At 56.3% G+C, this 25707-nt stretch carries 22 protein-coding genes; 10 read left to right on the forward strand and 12 right to left on the reverse strand.

Annotation, left to right across the window (positions count from 1 at the left end; all coding sequences use genetic code 11):
* Window positions 1-71: 71 nt before the first annotated feature.
* From JAO32_RS14165 to JAO32_RS14175, 3 genes are all read right to left on the reverse strand, one after another.
* Window positions 72-752 (reverse strand): hypothetical protein, encoded by a 681-nt coding sequence (locus tag JAO32_RS14165; RefSeq protein ID WP_334241484.1) that lies wholly within the window; start codon window positions 750-752, stop codon window positions 72-74.
* A 135-nt stretch (window positions 753-887) separates the two neighbouring features.
* Window positions 888-1112: an exodeoxyribonuclease VII small subunit gene (gene xseB / locus JAO32_RS14170; protein ID WP_334241486.1), complete on the reverse strand. Its 225-nt coding sequence runs from the start codon at window positions 1110-1112 to the stop codon at window positions 888-890.
* 15 nt (window positions 1113-1127) lie between these two features.
* Window positions 1128-3005: a bifunctional homocysteine S-methyltransferase/methylenetetrahydrofolate reductase gene (locus JAO32_RS14175; RefSeq protein ID WP_334241488.1), complete on the reverse strand. Its 1878-nt coding sequence runs from the start codon at window positions 3003-3005 to the stop codon at window positions 1128-1130.
* A 145-nt stretch (window positions 3006-3150) separates the two neighbouring features.
* On the opposite strand from JAO32_RS14175, the gene JAO32_RS14180 reads away from it, so the two are divergent.
* Entirely contained in the window at window positions 3151-4671 is a 1521-nt protein-coding gene (locus JAO32_RS14180) for a hypothetical protein (protein ID WP_334241490.1), read from the forward strand.
* Window positions 4672-4748: 77 nt separating this feature from the next.
* On the opposite strand, the gene lpxD is transcribed toward JAO32_RS14180, so the two are convergent.
* From lpxD to JAO32_RS14195, 3 genes are all read right to left on the reverse strand, one after another.
* Window positions 4749-5672 carry a UDP-3-O-(3-hydroxymyristoyl)glucosamine N-acyltransferase gene (gene lpxD, locus JAO32_RS14185; RefSeq protein WP_334241492.1) on the reverse strand — a complete coding sequence of 308 codons (924 nt, stop codon included), beginning with the start codon at window positions 5670-5672 and terminating at the stop codon, window positions 4749-4751.
* Window positions 5672-6631: a lysophospholipid acyltransferase family protein gene (locus tag JAO32_RS14190; protein WP_334241494.1), complete on the reverse strand. Its 960-nt coding sequence runs from the start codon at window positions 6629-6631 to the stop codon at window positions 5672-5674. Before JAO32_RS14190 ends, lpxD begins: the two co-directional genes overlap by 1 nt.
* Before the next feature lie 99 nt (window positions 6632-6730).
* Window positions 6731-7006 (reverse strand): ArsR/SmtB family transcription factor, encoded by a 276-nt coding sequence (locus JAO32_RS14195; protein WP_334241496.1) that lies wholly within the window; start codon window positions 7004-7006, stop codon window positions 6731-6733.
* Window positions 7007-7134: 128 nt separating this feature from the next.
* Here JAO32_RS14195 and JAO32_RS14200 point away from each other — a divergent pair, with 128 nt between their 5' ends.
* The 5 genes from JAO32_RS14200 to recR all read left to right on the forward strand — a co-directional run bounded on the left by JAO32_RS14200 (window position 7135) and on the right by recR (window position 15223).
* Window positions 7135-10302 (forward strand): efflux RND transporter permease subunit, encoded by a 3168-nt coding sequence (locus tag JAO32_RS14200; protein ID WP_334241500.1) that lies wholly within the window; start codon window positions 7135-7137, stop codon window positions 10300-10302.
* Entirely contained in the window at window positions 10299-11549 is a 1251-nt protein-coding gene (locus JAO32_RS14205) for an efflux RND transporter periplasmic adaptor subunit (RefSeq protein ID WP_334241502.1), read from the forward strand. The genes JAO32_RS14200 and JAO32_RS14205 overlap by 4 nt, the downstream gene beginning before the upstream one ends.
* A complete protein-coding gene (locus JAO32_RS14210) occupies window positions 11533-12975 on the forward strand; it encodes an efflux transporter outer membrane subunit (RefSeq protein ID WP_334241504.1) in 1443 nt (480 codons plus the stop codon). The genes JAO32_RS14205 and JAO32_RS14210 overlap by 17 nt, the downstream gene beginning before the upstream one ends.
* A 186-nt stretch (window positions 12976-13161) precedes the next feature.
* Window positions 13162-14277 (forward strand): sialidase family protein, encoded by a 1116-nt coding sequence (locus JAO32_RS14215; RefSeq protein WP_443082600.1) that lies wholly within the window; start codon window positions 13162-13164, stop codon window positions 14275-14277.
* A 340-nt stretch (window positions 14278-14617) separates the two neighbouring features.
* Window positions 14618-15223 (forward strand): recombination mediator RecR, encoded by a 606-nt coding sequence (recR, locus tag JAO32_RS14220; protein ID WP_334241506.1) that lies wholly within the window; start codon window positions 14618-14620, stop codon window positions 15221-15223.
* Here recR and JAO32_RS14225 read toward each other — a convergent pair.
* Genes JAO32_RS14225 through JAO32_RS14235 form a run of 3 tightly spaced genes read right to left on the reverse strand, consistent with a single transcriptional unit; the run spans window position 15220 to window position 19081 of the window.
* Window positions 15220-15762 (reverse strand): hypothetical protein, encoded by a 543-nt coding sequence (locus JAO32_RS14225; RefSeq protein ID WP_334241508.1) that lies wholly within the window; start codon window positions 15760-15762, stop codon window positions 15220-15222. The genes recR and JAO32_RS14225 overlap by 4 nt on opposite strands.
* Window positions 15759-17642 carry an ATP-binding protein gene (locus tag JAO32_RS14230; protein WP_334241510.1) on the reverse strand — a complete coding sequence of 628 codons (1884 nt, stop codon included), beginning with the start codon at window positions 17640-17642 and terminating at the stop codon, window positions 15759-15761. Before JAO32_RS14230 ends, JAO32_RS14225 begins: the two co-directional genes overlap by 4 nt.
* The gene (locus tag JAO32_RS14235) at window positions 17639-19081 is read right to left on the reverse strand and encodes a sigma-54-dependent transcriptional regulator (RefSeq protein WP_334241512.1); all 1443 of its coding nucleotides are present in this window, start codon (window positions 19079-19081) and stop codon (window positions 17639-17641) included. The genes JAO32_RS14230 and JAO32_RS14235 overlap by 4 nt, the downstream gene beginning before the upstream one ends.
* A 76-nt stretch (window positions 19082-19157) precedes the next feature.
* Between JAO32_RS14235 and JAO32_RS14240 the strand changes: the two genes are divergently transcribed.
* Complete coding sequence (locus JAO32_RS14240; protein ID WP_334241514.1) at window positions 19158-19484, forward strand: rhodanese-like domain-containing protein; 327 nt, start codon at window positions 19158-19160, stop codon at window positions 19482-19484.
* 193 nt (window positions 19485-19677) lie between these two features.
* On the opposite strand, the gene JAO32_RS14245 is transcribed toward JAO32_RS14240, so the two are convergent.
* Window positions 19678-20424 carry an ABC transporter permease gene (locus tag JAO32_RS14245; RefSeq protein WP_334241516.1) on the reverse strand — a complete coding sequence of 249 codons (747 nt, stop codon included), beginning with the start codon at window positions 20422-20424 and terminating at the stop codon, window positions 19678-19680.
* A gap of 4 nt (window positions 20425-20428) precedes the next feature.
* Complete coding sequence (locus JAO32_RS14250) at window positions 20429-21214, reverse strand: ABC transporter ATP-binding protein (protein WP_334241518.1); 786 nt, start codon at window positions 21212-21214, stop codon at window positions 20429-20431.
* A gap of 176 nt (window positions 21215-21390) precedes the next feature.
* Here JAO32_RS14250 and JAO32_RS14255 point away from each other — a divergent pair, with 176 nt between their 5' ends.
* The 3 genes from JAO32_RS14255 to JAO32_RS14265 are packed head-to-tail and all read left to right on the forward strand — an operon-like array spanning window position 21391 to window position 25208.
* Window positions 21391-22974, forward strand: coding sequence for a ribulokinase (locus tag JAO32_RS14255; RefSeq protein WP_334241520.1), 1584 nt, complete (start codon window positions 21391-21393; stop codon window positions 22972-22974).
* A 32-nt stretch (window positions 22975-23006) separates the two neighbouring features.
* The gene (gene araA, locus JAO32_RS14260; protein WP_334241522.1) at window positions 23007-24485 is read left to right on the forward strand and encodes an L-arabinose isomerase; all 1479 of its coding nucleotides are present in this window, start codon (window positions 23007-23009) and stop codon (window positions 24483-24485) included.
* 12 nt (window positions 24486-24497) lie between these two features.
* The gene (locus tag JAO32_RS14265) at window positions 24498-25208 is read left to right on the forward strand and encodes an L-ribulose-5-phosphate 4-epimerase (RefSeq protein ID WP_334241524.1); all 711 of its coding nucleotides are present in this window, start codon (window positions 24498-24500) and stop codon (window positions 25206-25208) included.
* Here JAO32_RS14265 and trxC read toward each other — a convergent pair.
* A complete protein-coding gene (gene trxC, locus JAO32_RS14270) occupies window positions 25205-25639 on the reverse strand; it encodes a thioredoxin TrxC (RefSeq protein ID WP_334241526.1) in 435 nt (144 codons plus the stop codon). The two genes, JAO32_RS14265 and trxC, sit on opposite strands and share 4 nt — an antisense overlap.
* Window positions 25640-25707: the final 68 nt, after the last annotated feature.

Below are 25707 nucleotides of genomic sequence, written 5' to 3' on the forward strand. Positions count from 1 at the left end.
GTCGTTCCTGGTAAATAGCTTATAGGATGTCGATAGGCGCGCATATTCACACAGAAACGCCTCGGCAAAACCTAGAGCAAACCACGTGCTCGCAGACGCTCTTCCATCCCGGCGATGGAGTCAGCCGCTGATGGCATAGCGATGGCATGAATCACGGAACCACCCCATCCATTGCGTGCTCGTAGAAGAGATTCCTGCATCACGCGACATACTGCAACTGCATCTGCAGCGTCCACCGGAAGTATAGGGATCTGCGTGGACTTCATCCGCTTTTCCGTAATAGCCCTTGGCTCCGCTTCGCTCTTTGCAATAACCAGCAGAGGCAGGTCGTGGGATTCCATCAGTTTCAGGGTTCCCGCTAAAGACGGAAAATCCTGTAACAGTGCAATGGTTACAGGCTTGGGATCGCGCGTCGCATCCATGGATCGCAGCGCGACACCGGCAGCCACAGAAGCACATTCTTCTGTCGAGCCGTTGCAGGTGACGGTGTGAAGTGACGCGACGGAGACAGGGAAGTAGCTCTCTATCGCAGTCTTCAGCAGAGGTAGTTCGCCGGAGGTGACCACCGTGTCGCGTCGATGCAACTGCGAAAGAATGCCCGCCAGCAACGACTCTGGTTCGGCCACTGCCGAGGCTTTGGCGTTGCGCGCCACGCCTGTCCATGTGGTGGTTTCCCGCTTGGCGCTGCGAAGCGCCTTCATGGTTTCGTACATCTTCCGCATCGCGGCATCGCTGATCGGTGGCTTACCCAAGCAGGCGTTCTCCCAATTTCAGTGGCTGTTTGAAGTTCGAGTATCGCATTCCACACGGCTTCGCTCCACAGCGATTACGTGCGAAGTTTGTTTCTTTGCGATGGATTGTTGGGAGGCGCGATTTCAAGGCGGTGGCTACTCGTCTTCGCTCAGTGTGAGGTCTTCCGCTTCCATCTTACGGCCGCGTTGCAGCAGGACCTGGACACGGCCTTCTGCCGCATCCAGTTCTTTTTTGCAGGATTCTGACAGAGCGACACCCTGTTCAAAGAGCGCCAGCGATTCTTCCAGGGGGAGGTCGCCCTTTTCCAGTCGTTCTACGACGCTTTCCAACGACTTGAGCTGCTCTTCGAAAGTTGCCATATCTGTTCCCTGATCCTACTCTGCTGCCACTGGTTCCAACAGGGCTTCCAGCACTTCTGCCGCCGCAGTGTAGCGAGCGAAGGGAGCACTTACCTGCACACCCTGCACCATGGGTTGCGCCTCGGCCAGCATCTCCTGGGCAATGCGGATGCCCTCTGCACGGGACTGCTCCGGTGTTCCAGCATGCGCAGCCATGCGATGCAGGATCTGATCCGGCATGCGCACCTTCAGGTCGTTCTTCATGAACTCCGCGTTTTTCACGCTGGTCAGCGGCCAGATACCCGCAACAACAGGGATACGGAAGCCTTCGATCCGCTTCAGGAATGTCTCCAGCAGTTTCAGATCGAAAACCGGCTGGGTGATGGCGAATTCCGCTCCCGCTTCTACCTTGGCGGCGAAGCGACGGACTTCCAGATCCAGATCAGGCACGCCAGGATTGGCTGCGCAGGCGAGCACGAATCCGGTGCTGGCGCCGATACTCTGACCGCCAATGTCGAGACCATGATTCATGTCGCGCAGCACGCGCGTCAGGCCGACGGCATCCACATCAAAGACCCCAGTTGCATCGGGATAATTGCCCATCTTCGGCGGATCGCCTGTCAGGCAGAGGATGTTCTTCATGCCCAGCGATGCTGCGCCGAGAAGATCACTCTGAATACCCAGAAGATTGCGGTCGCGGCAGGTGAAATGGATGACCGTTTCTATGCCGATCTTCTGCTCAATCTGCAGGCAGAGGCTGCTGGCACTCATGCGTGTGCTGGCACGTGGTGAATCGGGCACATTGATAGCATGCACGCCGAGCTTTTTCAGCATGCGAGCGCCTTCGAGTTCGCGTGTAGGATCAAAGCCCTTCGGCGGCACGATCTCCACCATGGTGACGAATTCACCCGTGGCGATGCGTTGGCCAAGTTGCGAACGCTCCGCAAGGGGTGCGGGTTCGATCAGCGCCGCGGCAGGCTTGTCGCCCACTTGGGCTACGCCTTCTGCCTGCGACTGAATGGCCTTTACGCTGGAACGCATGGCGCGAATATGTTGCGGCGTGGTGCCGCAGCAGCCACCAATAATCGTTGCGCCAAGACGCATGGCCTTGCGCGCAAAACTGGCGAGATACTCTGGCGACGAAAGATAGATGCTGCGACCGTCTACGCAACTGGGAACGCCAGCGTTGGGCATGGCGGCGATGGGCAGGGAAGTCATCCGGCGCATGCGCTCAATGGTGTCCAGTACAAGCTGTGGTCCATCGCTGCAGTTGCATCCAACGGCATTCGCGCCCCACTCAGTCAGCAGCCGCGCGGCCTCTTCCGGCGAAGTGCCGTCAGATACATTGCCGGCATCGGTCACAGTGACCATGGCGATGACGGGCAGATCGCTGCTCACCTGCCGTATGGCGTCGATGGCCGCTTTCGCTTCGGCCATGGAGGTCATCGTTTCCACCACAACCAGGTCCACGCCCGCATCCGCCAGTGCCTGTACCTGCTCGCGGTAGGCGGCCGTCATGATGGCAGCATCGCGTTCCGGTGCTGCTAGGCCAAGCGGGCCGAGTGCGCCAGCAATATAGGCGTGGTGCGCATGTTTTTCACGGACGGCGTTTGCGGCCTCGCGGGCAAGCTTTACTGCGGCGGCGTTGATCTCCGCTACTTTGTTTTCTAGGCCAAAGCGCCTCAGGCGTATGGCATTTGCGCCAAAGGTGTTCGTCTCAAGAAGTTCTGCGCCCGCAAGCAGATATTCCTCGTGAATATCGCGGACCATCTTTGGTTCGCTGAGGTTTAGTTCGTCAAAGCAGCGATTGATAAAGATGCCACGCGCATACAGCATGGTTCCCATCGCGCCATCGCAAAGGATGGGGCGGGAGCCGAAAATGCGGTCGATGCTGGGCAGAGAAACTTCAGACATAAATATCTCCCTATCCTACTTCGTCCAACGGTTCACAGTTCTGTTCGTCCAACCTGTACCCATTCTGCAAATCAGCCTGTTTGCTTTGGTATACTTTGGCAGGTTGCGGACAGGGAGATTCCCGCAGCAACATTGAGGTTTTCCGTTGAAGAGTGTTTCCGTTGCGCGGTCGGCAGCCGCCCTCCTGTGTGCCACCGTCGTTGTTCTCCTGACGGGTTGTGGATATCGCCCCTATAAGACCACCGAGAATCAGTTCGCTGGCCGTCCCGTACCGCCGTCGAAGCTGACTCAGCGTGTGATGGTCGCCATTTCGCAGGCCTCGCTTCTGGGCGGTGGCCTGGAAGTGCTGGATGCCAAACGCGATATCCGTTCCAACGTCTACGTGGCGAACAGCACCACGATGATCAGCGCTTACAGCAGCAATGCGAAGAGCATCATCAACTATCCAGAGCAGATGCGCGGTTACGTGTACAGCTCGGATGGTGCGATCAATACGATTAACTATTCGACGGAAGCCGCAGCCGGTACAACGGCATCCACCACGGGCGCGCTGTCCTCGTACTTTGTGTCGCAGGACGTGTACTCGGTTCTGACTGCGGTGGAGAGCAGCGGTCTCTTTGTCATGAATCAGCCATCGACGGCCTCGGCCACGTCGACATCCGTGATGGCGACGTACTCGTTCCCGGTGCCCAGCGTGTACAAGGTGGTGGCGAACCCGTCCCACAGCGTGATTCTGCTGATGCTGCGTAATTCGAACAATGTGTATCGCGTATTGCAGCTCAATAACTCCTCAAACACCTCATCTGGTACGCAGGCTCCTCCTGCAGATGCGCTGACGTGCATGCCGGTTAACAATCCGCTGTATTGCATCGTTCCGGTCAATGCACCAGATGGCTCCAGCGGTGGCGTTCCAGCACCCACCTTTCACCGCCCGTATGACGCATACTTCTCGCCCGATGGTTCGCAGGTGTACTTCTTGAACTGCGGTCGCGAGTGCGGCGGCACGGCGGCTACAGGTGACGATGTTGCAGGTGTTTCTTTCGTCAATCTCAATCAGCTACGTATTGATTACTACCCGACCAGTGGTAGCTCTGTAGTACCCGTGTCCAGCTTTACAGCGGTACCGGGTGGAGCAACAGCTGCCATCTCCGATGGCAACACGCTGTACGTGTCTGGCCAGTCGCTGCAGACGGATGGGCTCTTTGGCGGCAATCTGTCGGTGATTCCATTGTCCACGAAGGCAATCTCCGCGACATACTCTATCTCGGATGGAACGCACACGAAGATGCTCTTTGCGGATAACAACACGCTCTGGATTGGTTCTTCCAACTGTGCCAGCGGCGAACGTGCAGCGCACAACCAGAACTACAACTGCCTGACGCGCTACGACATTACGAACAAGGCTGCGGCCATCGTTCCCAATGTCACACCGGGGGGCACGACGACGGTTCCGTATCCGAATGAGAATCTGGACAAGTACTACTACGGCAGCCTGACCGGTTTGTGCTGGGTCGAGAATCTGAACAAGGTATACACGGCGTACGGCGGCCAGGTTCACGCCTTCAACACTGCCGATGGTTCGGAGATCGACAACACGAACATCACAGTACAGGGAACGGCGAACGACGTAGCCTACATGGACGCGTCTACGAACGAAGCCAACTAAATACAGCATCAGGAAAAGAATGAAGGCCCGCTCATCATGGCGGGCCTTCATTCTTTTTGTCTTGTTCGTTTGCCTACTTAACGGCCACGACTCAGGCGTGCCAGATCACGCAAGTACTGCTTCAAAGGACGCGCAGGACGCCCCCAGAAAACCTGTCCTGCACCGAAGAGCTTCTTGCCGCTAAGTACCCCCGCGCCGCCGCCAAGGATCACGCCGGGGCCAACGGTAGCGTGTTCGCCCATGCCGACCTGTCCGCCAAGGATCGCTCCGTCTTCCACCACGGACGATCCGCTAATACCGGTTTGTGCAGCGATGATTACGTTGCGGCCAATGCGGCAGTTGTGACCGATGTGCACCAGATTATCGATCTTGGTGCCCGCGCCGATGCGTGTCTCTTCAAGAGCGCCGCGATCGATGGTGGTGTTCGCACCAATTTCTACATCATCTTCAATCACCAAAGCGCCCTGCTGCGGGAACATCAGGTAGCTGCCGTCGGGTCTGCGCGCATAACCAAAGCCGAGAGCGCCAAGCACTGCTCCTGCCTGGATACGCACACGGTCTCCAATGATCACGCCGGGTTCCACCACAACGCGTGCGCCAATAAGGCATCCGTCGCCGATCCGAACGCCCGCGCCAATCACAACGCCCGGTCCGACGTTAGTATTGGCGCCAATCTGTGCGGTCGTGTCGATCACCGCTGTTGCATGAATAGCTGCCGCTACCGATGGGCGTAGCCGATCGCCAACAATAGAGAATGCAAGTCGCGGGTCTGTCACCAGCACTAGCCGTTTGTCATGCTCTTCAGAGGCGATCTTCGCTGAAGCAAGAATTGCTCCTGCGCGGGATTGCAAAGCGCTCTGCAAGGCGTCTGCAGATGAAGCAAAGACGACCGCATCGACATCCGCATCATCGAGAGCGCTCACGCGTGTGATCTCGCTGTTGGCGAGAGAAGAAACAGCCTGTCCGCCGGTCCATTCTGCAATCTCTGCAATGGTTGCCATTAAACCAACTCACCTTGTTTTGCTGTTCGCGATACCGGTAATGCCGGTTCGGTCGAGGAAGTACGCCGCTTGTAAATCGGCGGCTCGCCTTCCGGACGCGTCTTCCAGCGACGATGAAGCCATAACCATTGATCTGGATAGCGACGGATGTAATCTTCGGTAACGCGCGCAAAGAGTGCGGTGTTTGCTAACGCATCAGCCTCAGCGTCCTCGGTCCTTTGTAGGTGCAGTTCCTCGCCGAAGTGCAACACATAACGAGACTCTTCTTCAGACCAGAGCAGGAAACCCGGCACAACCGCTGCGCCTGTTTTGCGTGCAATGCGTGCCAGGCCACTGCCAGTGCATGCGGGAATACCGAAGAAGGGAACGAACACACCCTGCGGTGGCGTCATGTTTGTGTCCATCAGAATCCCGACGGCTTCGCCGCGATGCATGGCCTTGATGATGCCTCGCGCAAAGTCATCCTTGTGCAGCACGCGATTGCCGTGCAAGCAGCGAATACTGTTTACGAAGTTGTCTACCAGCGGATTATCGAGTCGGCGGATGACCATTCCCATGGGCTCGCCAAGCAGGGAATGGACGAAGCTGGACAACTCCCACGCGCCAAGATGTCCTGTCAGAACGAGGACGCCTTTACCTTTGGCCTTGGCCGAGAGGTAATGCTCCAGGCCTTCGTAACGCATGACCTCTTGCTGCACGAACTCCGGCGAGTACTTTGACATCTGACAAAACTCAGCCAGCAGCCAGCCGAGATTGCGATAGGTCTTCTGCAGGATGGTACGCCGCTCCGTGGCGCCCATACTGGGGAAAGCGATCTGAAGATTCTGTTCCCCAGCGGAAGAGAGTTTGCCTGCAAGTCTGCCTGCAACAGTACCGAGCCACGCGCCAACAGCGCGCGCGCTATTTCTGGGAAGCACCCGCAGCATACCGACGATCAGACGCAAAGCGGCGTATTCCATGCGCTGCCGCATCGTCACCCGAGCCCGCTCTGTTCCTGAAGCATTCAACCCGAACAGTGTACTGCTATTTCAACATCGAAAACATTGGGTTCAGGCGGCTTACTTCCGGTTGAGACTCTGCAGGTAAGCGAGATAGGCTGAAAACTTTTCCGGGACAGAGCGATAGTAAACGTTCAGTCCTTCTTTGCGAGAAGTGATGAGGCCAAGATCTGTCAGCACTTTGAGGTGATGCGAGACCGTTCCCGGTGAGAGCGCATGCTTGTTGCAGACCTCACCGCAATAAATCCCATCACCTTCAGCAATCTGACTGTAGATGGAGAAGCGGCTCGGTTCTCCGAGTGCCTTCGCGATCAGTGTTGCTTCTTTCTCTTTCATCGCGCCCATACCTATGAGACGTATCTATCGGCGCAAATATTCAAAAACGTGTGAATCCTGAATCCAACTATTTTGACGAACATCAAAGTAGTCGAAATACAGAAACGTCGCGTTATGGAGACGTCGTTATGTGGATAGTCCGTCTTGCGCTCAATAAGCCTTACACCTTTATTGTAGCGTCGATTCTCATCCTTGTTCTTGGGTTCTCTTCGATTGCGACGACTCCGACGGACATCTTCCCAAACATTGATATTCCGCAAGTTACGGTGATTTGGTCGTACTCCGGTCTACCCGCGAAAGAGATGGAACAGCGCATCACGACCTTCAGTGAGTTTGTGATGGCGGTCGTCAATGATGTGAAGTCGATTGATTCGCAGACGACAAATGGTGCGTCTGTTATCAAGATTTCGTTCCAGCCCCAGGTGCGCATTGATGCGGCCATGTCGCAGGTGGGGGCAGCAGTAAATTCCATTCGCTTCCGTATGCCGCAGGGTGTGAATCCGCCATGGATTCTTCGCTTCAGTGCATCCACGGTGCCGATCATTCAGCTATCACTCTCAAGTGACACTCTTTCAGAGTCAGAGATTTATGACTACGGTTTGTTCCGCGTTCGTCAGCAGCTGACGAAGGTGCCGGGCACACTTTTGCCTACTCCTTATGGCGGTGTTGCACGACAAATCATGGTCGATCTTGATCAGAATGCGCTTTTGGCGAAAGGCCTAACGCCGATTGATGTGACCAATGCCATTAATGCGCAGAACGTCACTCTGCCTTCCGGCACCGCGAAGGTCGAAAACACTGAATACACGGTCAGCACGAACTCCAGTCCAGTCGATGCATTGTCACTGAACGACGTTCCTATTAAGCAAGTGAACGGCGCAATGGTGTACATGCGAGATGTTGCGCACGTACGCGATGGCTGGTCAGTACAACAGAATGTTGCAAGAGCCAATGGAAAGCCTGCTGCACTGCTCACCATTATGAAGACGGGCTCGGTATCCACGCTGGATATCGTGAAGCAGATCAAGGATGATGTGTTGCCTGCATCGCGTGCCGCAGCCCCTAAGGGATTGAAGATTACTGAGCTTTTCGATCAGTCCATCTTTGTAAAGGCATCGATTGTTGGCGTCTTGCGCGAGGGTTTAATCGCTGCTTCGCTTACGGCGCTTATGATCCTGCTGTTTCTTGGAAGTTGGCGCAGTACGTTAATCATTGCGATCTCAATTCCGCTGTCGATTCTTAGTTCCATCATCGTTCTCAGCGCGCTTGGGGAAACGATGAATACCATGACTCTCGGCGGTCTCGCACTTGCGATCGGCATTCTGGTGGATGACGCGACGGTGACCATCGAAAACATTCATCGCCATATGCATGGTCAATCGTTACGCGACGCTGTTCTCATCGGTGCTTCAGAGATTGCTACGCCCACGCTTGTCTCGACACTCACGATCTGCATTGTGTTTGTCTCAGTTGTTTTCTTAACGGGACCTGCAAAATTCCTCTTTACACCTATGGCACTGGCTGTCGTCTTCGCCATGTTGGCTTCCTATGTGCTTTCTCGCACGCTGGTGCCGGTCTTGGTGAACTTCCTTCTTGGTGCGGAGCACAGCTTCGAAGGTCACTCCACTCAGGCTGTGGCAAATGCTGGTGCCCCGTCGTTCTTCCGTCGCATCAATGAACGTTTCAATCGAGGATACGAGCGTCTGCAGCATCGTTATACTGCAGCACTGGAAACGTTCCTTGCTCATCGTCGCAAGGCTCTCTTTGCTTCAGTAGCGGTAATGCTTTCAGCCTTTGTGTTGCTACCGTTCATTGGACGCGACTTCTTTCCTAGTGTTGATGCGGGACAGATAAAGTTGCATATCCGCACGCATCCAGGAACACGAATCGAGAAGACGAAGGTCATCTTCAGTCAGGTGGAGGATGAAATCCGTAAAACAATTCCGGCTGATGAGACGGAATTGGTGATGGATAACATCGGGCTTACTCCTGAGACATTTAACTATGCGTTCGGTGATGGGTCGACGATTAGCAGTGCGGATGGCGAAGTTCTCATTGCATTGAATGAAAAACACCACTCCACGCAGGGCTACATCAAGCAGCTTCGTATGGAGCTTCCAAAGAAGTTTCCTGATGCGACGTTCTTCTTCCAGCCTGCGGACATGGTGACGCAGATCCTGAACTTTGGTTTGCCCGCGCCGATTGATATTCAGGTGCAGGGATATGATCCGGCGAACTACGCTATTGCGAAGCGTTTACGCGAGCAATTAGCAACCGTGCCCGGTGCTGTTGATGTTCATATGCATCAGGTTGTCGATGCGCCGGATCTCCATCTGGATATCGACCGAGTTCGTGCAGCACAGTTCGGATTGACACAGCAGGACGTGGCAAACAGTCTGTATGTTTCGTTAAGTTCCAGCGCTGCGGTACAGCCGAATTTCTGGCTCGATCCGAAGATGGGTATTACTTACACCGTTGCTGCACAGACGCCACAATACAGTATTGATTCCATCAACGCGTTGCAAAATACGCCGATTCCGATGCGCACGATGGCCAATCGGACAGAGGTGTTGGGCAATATGGCGACGCTTCGACCAGCCATCATGCCTGTTGTCATCAATCACCACAACGGCGCACCAGTCTATGACATCTACGCGAACACGCAGGACAGTGATCTTGGCTCTGTGGCTGCCAAAGTCAACCGCATTGTGAAACAGGAGAGTGCAAATCTTCCGGCAGGAACTAAGATTGTCGTCCGCGGACAGGTTGAAAGCATGAATGAGGCATTTACGCGTCTTGGTATCGGTCTCACTTTTGCTGCTCTGTTGGTGTATCTGTTGATGGTTGTTAACTATCAGAGTTGGCTCGATCCGTTCATCATCATCTGCGCTCTGCCAGGTGCATTCTGCGGTATTGTGTGGGCTCTGTTCCTTACCCAGACGACCTTCAATGTGCCATCGCTGATGGGCGCGATCATGTCGATCGGCGTCGCTACAGCAAACTCAATCCTGCTCGTTACGTTTGCAAACGAACTAAGAGCAAACGGTGAGTCGCCTTTGCGAGCGGCTGTAACGGCAGGCTTTACCCGTCTGAGGCCCATTATTATGACGGCCTGCGCCATGATCATCGGCATGTTGCCGATGGCTTTGGGAATGGGCGAAGGTGGCGAACAGAATGCGCCGTTGGCCCGCGCTGTTGTTGGAGGACTTAGCATGGCAACCTTCGCAACGCTTTTCTTTGTTCCTTTGATGTTCACGTTGATTCACGGAAGAAACACTACTCAGGAGGCCGCATGATCACACAGGAAAACCCGACCCGCGACCGCGTTCAGGCAAAAACAGGAAGCCGTATCAAAGCAGTAGGACTAGGGACTGTTATTGCAATTGCCCTGGTTGCTGTTGGTGCCGTGCCGCGGATTGCAAGTTATCGCGAAGCTCTTGCGGCCAGCAATGATGCTCCGGTGACGCATCCGGTTGTCACCGTCATCCACGCACAAAAGGGAGAGCCTACTTCGCAGCTTGTCTTGCCCGGCAACATTGAGCCTCTCTACACGGCAAATCTATTTGCGCGAGTGGATGGCTACGTGGAGCGTCGCAATGTAGACATTGGAACGAAGGTGCGCGCAGGGCAGGTGCTCGCTGTGATTTCTTCACCGGAGATTGATCAGCAACTTAGCCAGGCGAAGGCAACACTCGCTCAGTCGCAGGCCACGCTGATCCAATCACGAGCTGCGCTGGAGCAGGCAAAGGCAAACGCAGAGTTGGCGCGCATTACTAAGGAACGCGATCTGCCGCTCGGCGAGCAGCACGCTATCTCGCAGCAGATCGTCGATTCTGCTGTGCAGACGTATAACGCTCGCGTGGCAGATGTTGCGGCGGCAAACGCGAATATCGCTGCGGCTGAGGCTGCAGTGGTTGCTAACCAGGCTAACGTTGCCCGGCTTCAACAGATGCAAGGTTTCGAGCATATCGTTGCGCCGTTCGATGGCGTGATCACACAGCGCAACATTGAACGTGGCGACCTGGTAAGTTCGACTGCTCCTGCTGGCGGTAAACCACTGTTCAGCATCGCGCAGAGTGACACGCTGCGTGTGTACGTCGATGTTCCGCAATCAGAAGCGGTAAATATTCGCGATGGGCAGAATGCTGTGATCCAGGTAAGTGAACGCCTTGGGCGCAATTACAGCGGAACTGTGACTCGCAATGCCTCCGCCCTGAATGACGCCGCGAGAACGATGCGAACAGAAGTACAGGTGGCGAATGGAGACGCATCACTGCTACCGGGCATGTATGCGCAGGTTCACTTCACGCTATCGCAGCAACGTGCTTCGCTTGTCATTCCTACCAGCTCGCTTGTGGTGGATGGTGCAGGAATGCATGTTGTTACGGTCAATTCGCAACATAATCTTCATTTCATTCCAGTAACGATTGGCAAGGACATGGGCAAAGAGGTTGAGGTGCTGGCTGGCTTGAATGGTAGCGAGGCACTGGTTGCCAGTCCGAGCGATGTACTCAGTGAGGGACAACATGTGGAAGTCCGCTGATTCAATTCATTTGCTTCATCGCGCGGGACGGGCTGCGGCCGCAGCCTTTGTTGTGCTACTCATTGCGGGTTGCAAGGTGGGGCCAAACTACGCACGTCCGGCCGTGGTTACGCCGCAGGCATATCGCGGGGCGATGGCCCCTGCAATCGCAAATGAGACATCGATTGCAGAACAGGATTGGCGCACGATCTTTACCGATCCTGTATTGCAGAGTCTTGTCGACGAAGCGCTGAAGAATAACCTTGATCTGAAGATTGCGGCTCAACGCATCCTTGAGGCGCAAGCCCAGGTAGGCATTGTTCGTTCGCAACAGTTGCCCAGTGTTGGTGCGGGTGGAAGCTTCAGTGCACTTCAACTGCCCGCAGGACTCGCGAATAAAAATGCAGATGGCACATCCAATGATTTCATTCGTGGAGGGGGATTCAGTGCTTCTGCCGCGTGGAATCTCGACTTCTGGGGGCTCTATCGTCGTCAGACAGAAGCTGCGCGAGCGGAGCTTCTACAAACAGAGTGGGCCCAACGCGCAACGCGCGCATCGCTGATTGAAGAACTTGCGACTGCGTACTTCCAACTACGTAGTCTCGATTCGCAGTTGGAGATTACGCAGAACACGATCAAAGCGAGAGAAGATTCACTTCATCTCACGCAGTCGCTTGAGAAGTATGGTGCAGGTTCACGCGCGGACACTCGGCAGGCAGAGGAGCTTCTCCATACGGCGCAAGCAAATTTGCCCGATATTCGCCGTCAGATCGCGATTCAGGAGAATGCCATCAGCGTGCTGCTCGGTCATAATCCGCAGAACGTGCAGCGGGGATTGAGTGTGACTGAGCAACCGCATCCTGCATCTGTGCCTGCAGGACTTCCGTCGGAATTATTGGAGCGTCGACCAGATATTCGCAAAGCGGAAGCAGAGCTGATGGCAGCAAATGCTCGTATCGGTGTTGCAAAGGCGCAATTCTTTCCGCAGATATCGCTTACGAGCATGGGCGGCTCTGCAAGTAATCAGTTGCAAAGTATCTTCGAGGGGAAGAATGCTTACTGGTATGCTGCCGGTTCACTTACTCAGCCGATCTTTGCTGGCGGACGAATCTCAAGCAACTATAAGTATTCGCAAGCGCAGCAGCAGGAGATGTTGGCGAGCTATCAAAAGGCCATTCTCAATGCGTTTAAGGATGTATCCAATTCACTCGTAACGTATCGAGAGACGCAGAATCGCCGAGAGGAGCAGCATCAAGTGGTTACCTCTGCATCTGACGCTGTACGTCTTGCACGCCTTCGTTATTCAGGCGGAAATACAAGCTACCTTGAGGTGCTTACGACGGACACGGATTTATACGATGCCCAATTGAAGTTGGCGCAGGCAGAGGCGCAAGAAGCTGGTTCGCTTGTGAGTCTCTATGCAGCGCTGGGTGGAGGGTGGAAGTAAGCTCTCGGTGTTGATCGCGCCACCGCACTGAAGCAGTCAGCACAACATTCCGAACACGCCACTGTGTTCTCTTCTTCACCACGGGACTGCTACGGGTATGCTGGATGCCACGGCGAAGACTCGTAACGAAACGTGGCGAAAGTGTAGGAGTGGATGTTTATGTACCGATGCGGGATGCGAATGCTGGTGGCGACATCTGTAGCTTGGGCGGGAACTGCAGGAGCACAGTGGGTTCCTTCTCATGTAAATGATCCCGGAGTGCATCCAGTGGGCGAGTTTATCTACACGCCTGCCACGGTCACTCCGGAATGCCACGCATCGACGATTGTGGCTTTGAAAGATGGCGATCTGTTGGCTTCCTGGTTTGGTGGTAAGGCAGAGCGCGCTCCGGATGTTGCCATCTATACCGCACGCAAACATAAAGGTGTATGGTCCGCACCGGTTGAGGTGGCGCGCGAAAAGAATGGCGATCAGGGAATTCCGACATGGAACCCAGTTCTTTTCCATACGGGCGATGGCAAGCTTTGGCTGTACTACAAATATGGTCCCAGCCCTGACACATGGGCAGGCATGCGCATGGTGAGCACGGATGAAGGGAAGACGTGGTCGCCGAAGGAGCATCTGCCTGATGGCATCCTGGGACCCATTCGCGCGAAGCCATTGGTACTACCCAGCGGTGTTATCGTCAGCGGTTCGTCGAATGAAGGCAAAGACGGATGGCGCGTATTTATTGAGCGTAGCGTTGATGGTGGCAGTACGTGGAAACGCATTGGTCCTCTGACGATTAGCCGAGAAGACGATGCAGCCGCGAAGCCCTGGCCAGAGCCGCCGCTCGGTTCGGAGGTACGCGCGAAGGACAAGGCACCACGCAGCTATGCCGGCATTATTCAACCATCCGTGATTTCGCTGGGCGGTAAGCATCTGCGTTTCTATGCACGTTCGAAGACTCTTGCATCACGCATCGTCGTATCTGATTCGACAGATGAAGGCGCCACCTGGTCCACGCCTCGTTATCTTGATCTGCCGAATAACAACTCCGGCCTGGATGTTGTTCATTTGAAGGATGGACGCGTGGTGATGATCTTTAATGACACAACGCGCGGTAGATCTCCACTGAATCTTGCTGTGAGCACGGATGGCGAGCATTTCCGTATCTTTGCTACGTTGGAACAAGGCGAAGGCGAGTATTCGTATCCGGCAATCATTCAGGGGAACGACAAAGCGTTGGAGATGACGTACACCTGGCATCGAACCACGATCAAACATGTACGCCTGGAGCTTGCACAGGTTCCAGCTCGATGATTCAGGCGAGGTCTTCTAATTTGGTAGGCAACAGGGAGCCGTCCCTGTGGTTACGGCAACGATTGCAGGGACCCGTGTCTTCCGAGCCGTCGGCAACAGGCTCTGAACGCTGTAACCACGCTGGATAGGAAGGGCACCCCGAGTGTCGCAGAGTTCCGTCCCAAACTCACGAGCGTATGTCGTTGAGGTGCCGGCGATCTAGCTGCGGACGGCAGTCTCAGCGCCCTTGCAGACGGTATTTTGCGTTTTGTTGCGGAGATCGAAAAAGGCCCAAAGTTACCCTGTGAGCTGCACCCAACGCCGATTCGTCCGCTGATAGGATGAAGCTCGCAGGTACTGAATGGAACGATTTGCCCAACCCATGGCGCGGCTTATTGAAGAGTTGCGCAGACTCCCCGGAATCGGGGCCAAGTCGGCCCAGCGGCTGGCGTTTCACATCTTGCGCGCACCGGGAGAAGAGGCTTCCGCGCTTGCGCAGGCCATCCAGGAGCTTCGCGCAAAGCTGCGTCTGTGTTCGGTCTGCAACAACGTCACGGACGTTGACCCTTGCGTGTATTGCTCCAGCCCCACACGCACCCACGCGACTGTCTGCGTAGTAGAAGAGCCCACGAATATTGCTGCCATTGAGAAGACGCGCAGCTACAACGGCGTGTATCACGTACTGCATGGAACTCTGTCGCCGCTCAATGGCATTGGACCATCACAGCTTCGCACGGCGAATCTTTTCAGCAGACTCGGCGGTATCGACGAGATCATCCTCGCGCTGTCGCCAACGGTAGAAGGCGAAGCCACATCGCATTGGTTAGCGGGAGAACTGCATCGTGCTGCGGCGGATCATCCGTTACGGATCACGCGTATCGCCACTGGCATTCCTGCCGGTAGCGACATTGAGTATGCGGATGAAGTCACCATGAGCCGCGCCATGGAAGGGCGCCGCGAACTCTAACCCAGAATCTCGTCCAGAATGACCTTGGCCTTGGTGCCAAGAGTCCGTGCGCCTTCCATGTCCTGTTTCTTCCATGCATCGGCTGCCTGTTTCAGGTAAAGCCGCGCCTGTTCCACCTGTTGGGAGTGCATGGCGATCACCGAGGATGACATCGAAGCCAGTCGGCGGTTCTGTGTGCGGAGCAGGTCCTGTGTCTGACTGCGAAACTGCTCGTTGTTGGATTCGCCGCCCGTGGTCAACTCGCCAAGATCGGCAATGCCTGACGGTGCTACCGAAGCCGTTTCAACCGGCTGGTTCGTCGTTGGCTGGCGCCGCCGTACCGGAGGCCGGACTGGCGGCTCTGTCGGGATGGGAACTGCCGGTGATGCAATGACCGGAATTTCTGGCAAAGGTTCTGTAGGGTGCGTTGGCGGAGGAACACTGACTACAGGCGTTGGCGGAGGCAACGGTGGCGCAGCCGCAACGACCACACGCTTGTGGCAGCCTGCCAGCGGAAGCGCCAGAATCAATGAAGCGGAAATGCGCAACGCGCGGTTCATGCTGTCACCGCCGGAATGGAGGCAGAGGTGTTGCGCCCGGTTAATGGAAGCCGAAGTGAGAAGGTGGTGCCATGTTCAGGAGACGCGGCATTCGCATCCGAAGCGACAGCGATAACACCACCATGCATCTGCACAATGCGATATGTCAGGGCCAGGCCAATGCCACTGCCGGTTGTCTTTGTGGTGAAGTAAAGATCGAAGATACGGTCCAGCTTTTCGGGAGGAATGCCTGTGCCTGTGTCACGGATCGAGACAACGGCACTGCCGCGTTCCCGCGACAGTTGTATCTGAATTGCGCCGCCTCCGGGCATAGCTTGCATAGCATTCAATACGATATTCAACAATGCCTGTCGCAGCAATTCGGCATCGGCGACAACGCGCAGGGGAGCGCTCGGAGTGACTTCTGCAATAGCGATGGAGATGTTTGCTTTTTCTGCCTCCGCCGCCACAAGTTGCACTACGGCCTGCACAATCGGCAGCAGATCCTGCTCCTGAAACCGCGGTTCCATAGGGCGTGAGAAGTCCGCCAGCGTCTGCACCACACGATCGAGACGGCCCATCTCGCTGGACAACACATCGACGTGGCGCTGCGCGCCATCGGGAGGCGCGCCAGATGCCAGCTTGCTTCGAAGCAGTTCCAGGTGGACCACCATCGCGTTGATGGGGTTCTTCACCTCGTGACCAACACCCGCAGTCAGGCGTCCAATGCTGGCCATGCGGCGGGCAACTTCAATTTCGCGTTCCAGCTCCTCCTGTGCTGCCACATCGTGCAGCGTCAGCAATGCGCCAGGAGCGTTGCCGGGGAAGTAGTCGAAGGAAAGCTCGACGGTGCGACCGTCGGACAGAACCACAGGCTGCGATCGAACACTGCGCCGTTCCGCCAGCAAGTCTGCCAATAATGCGCCAATCGCGGTATTACGCGGGAAGATATCCGTTAAAGGCGCGCCCAGTTCGGCGTCTTTGCCCGGTGGAAGGAAGTGGTGCATGGCTTCACTAGCCATGATCACACGCAGGTCCGCATCGATCAGCATCACGCCATCTTTCAGCGTCTGCAACATGCTGTTCAGATTGGTGGCCATCTCCGTGCGTGTCTGTTCGCTTGTGCGGATGCGTTCGTCCAGACGGCTGATAGACGAAGTGACACGCTGCACTGCATCGCTGTTTTGTGCTTCTTCTGTCTCTACCCCCGACGTGCCGGAAAGGACGTCCAATTCGCGGCTGATGTCTTCCAACGGTCGCATCGCTGCTGCGGAAAGCGCAGCCGCCACCAGCAATGCACCGGCAAGCGCAAAGACGCAGATCATGGCAGAATCTCGCAACCAGGGTGCATACGCATTGCGCAGAAGTGTGGAGCGAACGCCGAGGTGCGCTGTGAGGAACGGCTGACCGTTTCTTTCCAACGGCAGGCTCATATCCAGCGTCTCTGGATCGCCGAAGAGAAGTGCGCGCTTCTCCAATAACGAAGCCGTGTTTACCACGGAAAAGTCACGGCGATGCGGCTGCTGCGCATTGAGCAGAGCGGGATCGCTGCTCACCAGAACGCGACCATTCGCGTCGGCGAGATACGCATCCTGAATGCTGGGGGAGTAACGAACAAATCCGTTGAGCGTTTCCTGCAGAGCATCATCATTCTGCAACGCATATTCAATGGCTGCCTGCAGGGCCTGCTCGCCGGTCTCCGTGGGAGGATGGTCACGCAGGCCGTTCTGCAGCGCTGTGCGTGTCGCCGACAGCATCTGGTGTACCAGCACGCTGTTCGACGACTCCGTTTGCGCAATGCGTTCACGCAGAATTTCCGACAGGAACACCAGCGAAAGCACCACCGTCAGAGTGAAGGTAAACAGCAGGGTGGCAGCAATCAGCTTGTAACGAAGCCTCATGGTTCGAGGGCGTCCTTGTCTTCCAGTGCGTATTCCTTCAGCTTGTTCTGCAGCGTCTTGGAACTGATACCCAGAATCTCCGCAGCGCGCGTCTTATTGTTCCGCGTGGCTTCCAGTGTTTTCAGGATAAGTTGTTTTTCCGCCTCATCAACCGTCATGCCAACGGAAAGATGCACGGTGTCGCTGCTGCTGTTGGCAGACGATGAGTATGTGATTGGGGGATGTGTCAGATGGGCACCATGCGCAGGCGGCGTATGCTGCTCTTCGCCGAAACCCGGCGGCAGATGCGACACGTCAATCGACTTTCCGTTCGCAAGAATCACTGCGCGCTCAATCGTATTGCGCAGTTCACGCGCATTGCCCGGCCAGCTATAGGCCATGAAGCGATCCATCACCGCGCGCGAGATACCCGGCACCTGCATACCGTGACGCTCATTCATCTCCTGCACCATCGCCTCGGCCATGGCGGGGATATCTTCCTTGTGATCGCGCAGGGAAGGCATCTGGATGTTGAAGACATTCAGACGATAGAAAAGATCGCCGCGCAGCTCGCCGCTGGAAACGGCCTGATGCGGGTCCTTGTTCGTGGCTGCAATCACACGCACGTTGACTGGGAGCTCATCGCGCGAACCCAGACGGCGCAGCTTGCGATCTTCCAGAACACGCAACAGCTTTGACTGTGTAGCCGCGGGCATTTCGCCGATCTCATCCAGCAGCAGCGTGCCTTCTTCCGCCAGTTCGAAGCATCCGGCACGACGCTCCTGTGCTCCGGTGAAAGCGCCCTTCTCGTGCCCGAAGATTTCGCTTTCAATCAGCGTTTCCGGGATAGCGGCGCAGTTTACAGCGACAAAAGGCTTGTTGCGGCGGCCGCTGAACATATGCAGCGCGCGCGCAGCCAGTTCCTTACCCGTGCCGCTTTCGCCTGTGATCAGCACGCTGACATTGTTCGGCGCAATGCGCTCAATCAGGTGGAAGATCTCGCGCATGTGCGGAGACGATCCCACCAGAGGGCCAAGACGGCCCTCTTCCTCAGAGCTAATCTCTTCGGAGCTAATCTCTTCGTTTGTTTCTGCCTGCTGCTGCGCGTTTTGCAGGATGGTCTTCAAGCGCTGCGGATCGACTGGCTTCTGCAGGTAGTCATATGCGCCCATGCGCATGGCATCCACTGCTGACTCAATCGAACCTTGTGCTGTGAGAACCACAACGGCAACCTTCTGTTGCGGTAGCTCCCCAATACGGTCCAGCAACTGCAGGCCGTCCATGCGCGGCATCATGAGGTCGGTGACGACCACATCAGGCGACCACCGCACCACCATGTCGAGACCCATCACGCCATCGACGGCGGTCTCCGTGCGATAGCCCCAGGAAGCGATTAGTTCTGCCAGGCCGGCGCGTGCGTTCGGCTCATCTTCAACGACCAGTACCTTGGTCTGTGCCACTCAGTTAATAGACCTTTCAGCGTATGTTCAAGGGTAGGATGCGATTCCCGGCAGGAAGTTTGCGTATGCTTATTCTGTGCTGCCCTTTGAAATCAGTGTCGCAGAGGTTGCGCAAATGCGCGCATCCCAAACCCCTTTTGTTCTATTGGACGTGCGTGAGCCGTGGGAGATTGAGACCGCGCATATCGCCGGAAGTAAAGACATTCCTATGAATGACATACCCGCACGGGCCAATAACGAGCTTGACCCCGATGCGCATATTGTCGTGGTTTGCCACCACGGCGCCCGGTCATTGTCGGTAACGGCATGGCTTCGTCGTGAAGGCTACGACAACGTTCAGTCTATGGCTGGCGGTATCGATCAGTGGACACGCGAGATCGACGGAAGCGTCCCACGTTACTGACGCTGGATACGATGTTTAATGACGGTCATCCTGAGCAAAGCGAAGGATCCGTCGGAACATTCATCCACCGAAACACTCAACGCCTTTCGGCCTGGGAAATTCAGCCGAAAGGCGTTTGCATGTGTAGCTTTCCAACCGGTAGGGATTCTTCGCTCTGCTCAGAATGACTGAGCTGTCGTTTCTCGAGGAACGCCTATACCTCGATCTTCGAGAACAGGTAAGCACCCAGCACAAGGAAGCCGCAGGTGATAGCAGCCAGTATGCCGGCGTCCAGAGCTACCGAGAATTGCCAGTGGCCGATCAGCGCTCCGCGTAATCCATCCACGCCATAGGTCAGCGGGTCAAGATGCGTGATGACCTTCATCACCTTGCCCAGATTGGCTAGCGGGTACAGCGCGCCGCTGAGGAAGTAAATAGGCATGACCAGGAAGTTCATTACCAACTGGAATCCCTGCATGTCCTTAATGACGGAGCCAATGGCCGTTCCCAGCGCCGAGAACAGCATGGCTACCAGGAAAACAAAGACAAACGCAAAGGGAAGCGACAACCAGCTCTGCGGACGGAAGCCGAAGATCAGGCAGATGACAAGCACCAGCGTGCCCTGAATCATGGCGACGGTCGCACCGCCAAGCGTGCGCCCCGTCATAATCTGTAGGCGCGATACGGGAGCAACCAGCGTCTCTTTCAAGAAGCCAAACTGGCGATCCCAAAGCATGGCGATGCCATTGAACACGGATGAAAACAGGATGGTCATGCCGATGATGCCCGGCGCGATGAATTGCAGATAGCTGCCCAGGCCGGCCTGCCGAAAGACCGGGCTGAAACCTGCTCCAAAGGCGAACAGATAGAGGCACGGCTGCGCCAGCGACACCACCACCTGCACGCGCGAACGGATGTAACGCTTCAGTTCCCGAAGCCACAGAATGTAAATTGCACCCATCGTCCTATCGCCTCCACATCTGGGCCATCTGCCGCAGGCCAGCCTTTGAGTCCGCACCTTCGTCGCGCAGCGACGAACCCGTCAACGCAAGAAATGCCGCTTCCAGTGAGTCCGTGTTGGTCTGCGCCTTCAACTCCGCCGAGGTTCCCTGCGCCACGATTGCACCGTGATCCATGATGGCAATGCGATGCGCCACACGATCAGCCTCATCCATGTAATGCGTCGTCAGGAAGACGGTGGTCTTCTCGCTCTCATTCAGAGCCTTCACATGCGTCCAGAGCTGGTTACGGCTCTGCGGATCAAGGCCTAGCGTGGGTTCATCCAGAAAGAGAATCTTTGGTGTATGCAGGAAGCCGCGGGCAATTTCCAGGCGACGCTTCATGCCGCCGGAGAAGGTCTTGACCATGGCATCCTTGCGATCCCAGAGTTCGAAAGTCTTCAAGAGCGTTTCAATGCGTTCAGCGCGGACCTTACGCGGCACGTGATACAGCACACCGTGCAGTTCCATGTTTTCCCAAGCGGTCTGTTCTTGATCCAGGCTGGGGTCCTGAAAGACGATGCCGAAGCTCTGCCGTGCCGCAATCTGGTTGCGGTTGGGGTCTTTGCCGTCCAGTTCAATGGTGCCGCTGGTTGGGCGAAGCAGAGTGGTGAGCATCTTGATGGTGGTGGATTTTCCGGCGCCGTTCGGGCCCAGGAAGGCGAAGATCTCGCCTTGTTCCACGTCAAAGGTAATGTCCTTCACTGCGGTGAAATCGCCGAAGCTGCGGACAAGATTGCGTACACGGATCATTGTGAGTTCTCTCCCGCGGGCTGTAGACAAGCCTGAACAGTATCGCTCCGGTTGCCTCTTGCGAAACGCGTCATGACAGGAAAATGTTCCCTGCAGCCATAAGGTGTGACAATTCTTTCTGCAATCCGGCAGACTGTTACGGACAACAACGCTTTTATTCGGGAAAACCGTCGAAAATGGCCATCGTAGCTGGAGCAGATTTTGGAACACTCAGCGTCCGTGTGACGCTGCTGGACAGTGAACGCGGACGGCTGGGAACAGCCTCTGCATCGTATCCGTTGAACCGCAAGCGTGACGATCCGGATTTCGCCACGCAATCCCACAAGGCGCAGATGGATGCGCTGGTGCAGGCCACACGCGAAGTACTGGCGCAAACCGGCGTGAACGGTGCGGATGTGCAGGCGTTCGCGTTGGATACCACTGGGTCAAGCGTGGTTCCGGTCGATGCCGCGATGCAGCCGCTGGACGACTACTACCTATGGTGCGATCACCGTGCGCTGAACGAAGCGCAGGAGATTACCGCGCTGGCGCATAAGCGTGGCCTTGAGGCTATCGAATGGTGTGGTGGTGTGTACTCGCACGAGTGGGGATGGGCGAAGCTGCTGCACTGGCTGCGGCATAACCCGGAGAAGCGCGCGCAGTTTGCATCGGCCTTTGAGCATTGTGACATGGTGGCTGCGACGCTCTCTGGCATCACATCGCCGCGCGATGCGAAACGCAGCGTCTGCGCGTTGGGACATAAATGGCTTTGGAATCCGAAGTGGGATGGCTTCCCGCCGGAGGAGTTTCTTGTCGAAGTTGACCCTCTGCTTACGGGAGTCCGTGAAAAGCTGCAGGGTGAAGTGCTGACCTCGGATCATCTTGCGGGTCATCTCGATGCGGCATGGGCAGAGAAGCTTGGCCTGCGTGCGGGTATTCCCATCCCGGTCGGCGCGTTCGATGCGCATTGGGATGCGATCGGAGCAGGTTGCCGCGAAGGTGATGTGGTCAACGTTGTTGGCACATCGACCTGCATCATCGCAATGCAGCCCCAGACAACGCTGATTCCTGGCGTATGCGGTGTTGTCCCCGGCAGTGTTCATCCGAAGTACACCGGCGTTGAGGCGGGGCTATCCGCGGTCGGCGATATCTTCGATGCCATTGCGAAACGTGCTGGCACCGACGTGAAGACGCTTTCGCAGGGATTGGACACCTTCCGCGCAGGGCAGACGGGCTTGCTGCGTCTCTCGTGGGACAACGGCGACCGTACCGTGCTCGTGCGTAGCGATCTGGGCGGCATCACGCTCGGCTGGAATCTGGTCAGTACGGCGCAGGATGAGCTATTCGCTGCGATTGAAGGCACCGCATTCCACACGCGCATCATTCTTGAGCGCATGGGGAAATACGGTGTGCCGGTGGAACGTGTCATCAACGGCGGCGGCATCCCGCAGCACAATCCCACGCTGAACCAGATTTACGCAAATGTGTTCAACAAGCCGGTGCTGGTGCCTGCTTCTTCCACCACGAGCGTTGGTGCGGGCATCTTCGCGCAACTGGCCGCTGGTTCATTTGCAACTCTTGAAGAGGCGCAGGAACGCATGTGCCCGCAGTACAAGGTCTACGAACCGGACCCGGATGCCGTGGTGATCTATCAACAGTTGTACCCACTCTATCGGCGTGTCTATGAAAGCTTCGGCGATCGCAACACAGCGCCGCAATCATTGACGGAAGTGCTGCACGATCTTCGTGAGATTGCAGCCAGGAGCCGTGGCGCACACTAAAAGCCGTTATCCTGCTCATGGAGAAATTGTCGATGAGCAAGAGTCCGCTGGAAGTGTGGTTCGTTACAGGCAGTCAACATCTGTATGGCCCCGGCCCGTTGGCACAGGTGGCCGAAAACGCAGGTGCGATTGCCTCTTCGCTGGACAGGGAAGAGGCAATCCCCGTGCGCGTAGTGGCAAAGCCTGTCATGGTTTCCGCGGACAGCATTTTGAAGCTGTGCCAGGAAGCGAATGCTGCGGATAACTGCATCGGTCTGGTGTTGTGGATGCACACCTTTTCACCGGCCAAGATGTGGATCGCCGGTCTGAAGGCTCTGCGCAAGCCCTTCCTCCATCTGCATACGCAGTTCAATCGTGAACTGCCATATGCGTCCATCGACATGGACTTCATGAATCTGAATCAGGCGGCGCACGGCGACCGCGAATTTGGATTCATCACGGCGCGTCTGCGTCTGGCACGCAAGGTTGTTGTTGGCCACTGGGGCGATGCAGAAACCGTCAACGAAATCGCCACATGGACGCGTGCTGCGCTGGGCTGGCATGAGTCGCAGCATCTGAAGGTTGCTCGTTTCGGCGACAACATGCGCAATGTCGCTGTTACGGAAGGCGACAAGGTCGAAGCACAAAGCGTCTTCGGCTATACCGTGTCCGGCTTTGGCATTGGCGATCTTACCGACCGCATGAATGCTTTCAGTGATGCCGATGTTGCCGCGCTCGTGCAGGAGTATCGCGACACCTACACGATTGCACCGCAGCATGATCGCGGCGATTCTCTGACCGTTGCAGCTCGCATTGAACTTGGCTTGCGCGCGTTTCTTACGGAAGGTGGCTTCGGCGCCTTTACCGATACCTTTGAGGACCTGCACGGCATGCGCCAGCTGCCGGGTATAGCCACGCAGCGCCTGATGGCTTCTGGTTTTGGCTTCGGTGGCGAAGGCGACTGGAAGACTGCTGCATTGGTCCGCATTATGAAGGTCATGGCGCAGGGCCTTCCTGGCGGCACGTCGTTCATGGAGGACTATACCTACGACTTCGCAGGGAAGCCATCCATTCTCGGCTCGCATATGCTGGAGATATGCCCTTCTATTGCAGAGAGCAAGCCTTCGCTTGAGGTCCATCCGTTGGGCATCGGCGGTAAGGAAGACCCGGTTCGCCTCGTCTTCAACTCACCCGCTGGTCCCGCGATTGTCGCCAGCATCGTGGATATGGGGAACCGCTTCCGCATGCTTGTGAATGAGCTCGATACAGTGAAGCCTGCGCATGAGTTGCCCAAGCTGCCGGTGGCGCGTGTGTTGTGGCATCCGAAGCCGAGCCTGAAGATTGCTGCCGCAGCGTGGATTTATGCAGGCGGTGCGCACCACACAGGATATTCGCAGGCGTTGACGATGGAGCACATGGCAGACTTCGCAGAAATTGCAGGCATCGAACTGGTGCGCATTGATGGCGAGACGAAACTGCACACCTTCCGCAATGAACTTCGATGGGACGACGCAGCTTACAAGCTGCTGTAACGGGAGCACGCGATGCTGTTAAAGGAACTACGCGAAGAAGTACTGGAAGCAAACCTGGAGCTGGTGCGTCGCGGCCTGGTGCTGTACACCTTTGGCAATGCCTCGGGTGTCGATCGTGAGCAGGGGCTCGTGGTTATCAAACCATCTGGCGTGGACTACGACAAACTGAAGCCTGAGCACATGGTTGTGACCGATCTTGAGGGCGAAATCGTAGACGGTAATCTGCGGCCGTCTTCTGATCTGGACACACACACGCTGCTGTATCGCGAGTTTCCCACCATCGGCGCAGTCGTTCATACACATTCTGACTATGCCACCAGCTTTGCGCAGGCAGGCTTGCCCATTCCCGCGCTTGGCACCACTCACGCGGATTATTTCTATGGCCCTGTGCCGGTAACTTTGCCGTTGAGTGACGAAGCCATTCAAGGCCGTTACGTCCACGAGACAGGCCTGGCAATTATTGAGCGCTTCCGCAACGGAGAAGACGGACAGCCTATCGACCCGCTCGCGGTTCCCGCATGTCTTGTTGCGGGACACGCACCATTCGTGTGGGGAAGAGACGCGCATGATGCAGCGCATAACGCTGTAGTTCTGGAAGCAGTCGCAAAGATGGCTTATCAAACGCTAACTCTGCGAGCGAACTGCGAGAGTGTTTCCAAGGCCTTGCTGGATCGCCATTACTTCCGCAAGCACGGCGCGTCGGCAACCTACGGACAGTGCTAGGCTGCCGCTTCCTGCAGCCATCGCACCATCTGCGACGCATCGACTAAGCCCGCCTGCTGGCGGATGAGTTGCCCATTGCGAAAGATAGCGAAGTTCGGGATGCCGCGCACGTTGTAGCGCGCGGACAGCTGCGGATTCGCTTCAGTATCTACCTTCAACACCAGGCCGCGACCAGCCATTTGCTTCGCGGTCTCTGCAACGTAAGGCGCTGCCATGCGACAGGGACCGCACCATGCCGCCCAAAAATCCACCAGTACCGGTACACGCGCCTTCTGCAGAACTTCATCGAAGAGAGCCACATCAGCGGCAATCGGTTCGTTTACAGCAGAAAGAGGTTGCTTGCAGGAGCCACAACGCCCGGTATCCGCAAGATGCTCCACCGGAATTCGGTTCTTCGTGCCGCACGCTTCGCAGGTTCGAATCACTGGCATCGTCTTCCTCCGTGTCTCCAGACACTTCTTCAGGTTCGATGTTCCGCGACGACAATTCGTTTCAAGAG

The sequence above is a fragment of the Terriglobus sp. ADX1 genome, assembly GCF_036877645.1.
Taxonomy (GTDB): Bacteria; Acidobacteriota; Terriglobia; order Terriglobales; family Acidobacteriaceae; genus Terriglobus.

Bases quoted from the DNA above. Each gene is read 5' to 3' on its own strand.
- xseB (WP_334241486.1), bottom strand. From the start codon at position 1,112: ATGGCAACTTTCGAAGAGCAGCTCAAGTCGTTGGAAAGCGTCGTAGAA.
- JAO32_RS14175 (WP_334241488.1), bottom strand. From the start codon at position 3,005: ATGTCTGAAGTTTCTCTGCCCAGCATCGACCGCATTTTCGGCTCCCGC.
- lpxD (WP_334241492.1), bottom strand. From the start codon at position 5,672: ATGGCAACCATTGCAGAGATTGCAGAATGGACCGGCGGACAGGCTGTT.
- JAO32_RS14190 (WP_334241494.1), bottom strand. From the start codon at position 6,631: ATGGAATACGCCGCTTTGCGTCTGATCGTCGGTATGCTGCGGGTGCTT.
- JAO32_RS14195 (WP_334241496.1), bottom strand. From the start codon at position 7,006: ATGAAAGAGAAAGAAGCAACACTGATCGCGAAGGCACTCGGAGAACCG.
- JAO32_RS14200 (WP_334241500.1), top strand. From the start codon at position 7,135: ATGTGGATAGTCCGTCTTGCGCTCAATAAGCCTTACACCTTTATTGTA.
- JAO32_RS14205 (WP_334241502.1), top strand. From the start codon at position 10,299: ATGATCACACAGGAAAACCCGACCCGCGACCGCGTTCAGGCAAAAACA.
- JAO32_RS14210 (WP_334241504.1), top strand. From the start codon at position 11,533: ATGTGGAAGTCCGCTGATTCAATTCATTTGCTTCATCGCGCGGGACGG.
- recR (WP_334241506.1), top strand. From the start codon at position 14,618: ATGGAACGATTTGCCCAACCCATGGCGCGGCTTATTGAAGAGTTGCGC.
- JAO32_RS14225 (WP_334241508.1), bottom strand. From the start codon at position 15,762: ATGAACCGCGCGTTGCGCATTTCCGCTTCATTGATTCTGGCGCTTCCG.
- JAO32_RS14230 (WP_334241510.1), bottom strand. From the start codon at position 17,642: ATGAGGCTTCGTTACAAGCTGATTGCTGCCACCCTGCTGTTTACCTTC.
- JAO32_RS14245 (WP_334241516.1), bottom strand. From the start codon at position 20,424: ATGGGTGCAATTTACATTCTGTGGCTTCGGGAACTGAAGCGTTACATC.
- JAO32_RS14250 (WP_334241518.1), bottom strand. From the start codon at position 21,214: ATGATCCGTGTACGCAATCTTGTCCGCAGCTTCGGCGATTTCACCGCA.
- JAO32_RS14255 (WP_334241520.1), top strand. From the start codon at position 21,391: ATGGCCATCGTAGCTGGAGCAGATTTTGGAACACTCAGCGTCCGTGTG.
- araA (WP_334241522.1), top strand. From the start codon at position 23,007: ATGAGCAAGAGTCCGCTGGAAGTGTGGTTCGTTACAGGCAGTCAACAT.
- JAO32_RS14265 (WP_334241524.1), top strand. From the start codon at position 24,498: ATGCTGTTAAAGGAACTACGCGAAGAAGTACTGGAAGCAAACCTGGAG.
- trxC (WP_334241526.1), bottom strand. From the start codon at position 25,639: ATGCCAGTGATTCGAACCTGCGAAGCGTGCGGCACGAAGAACCGAATT.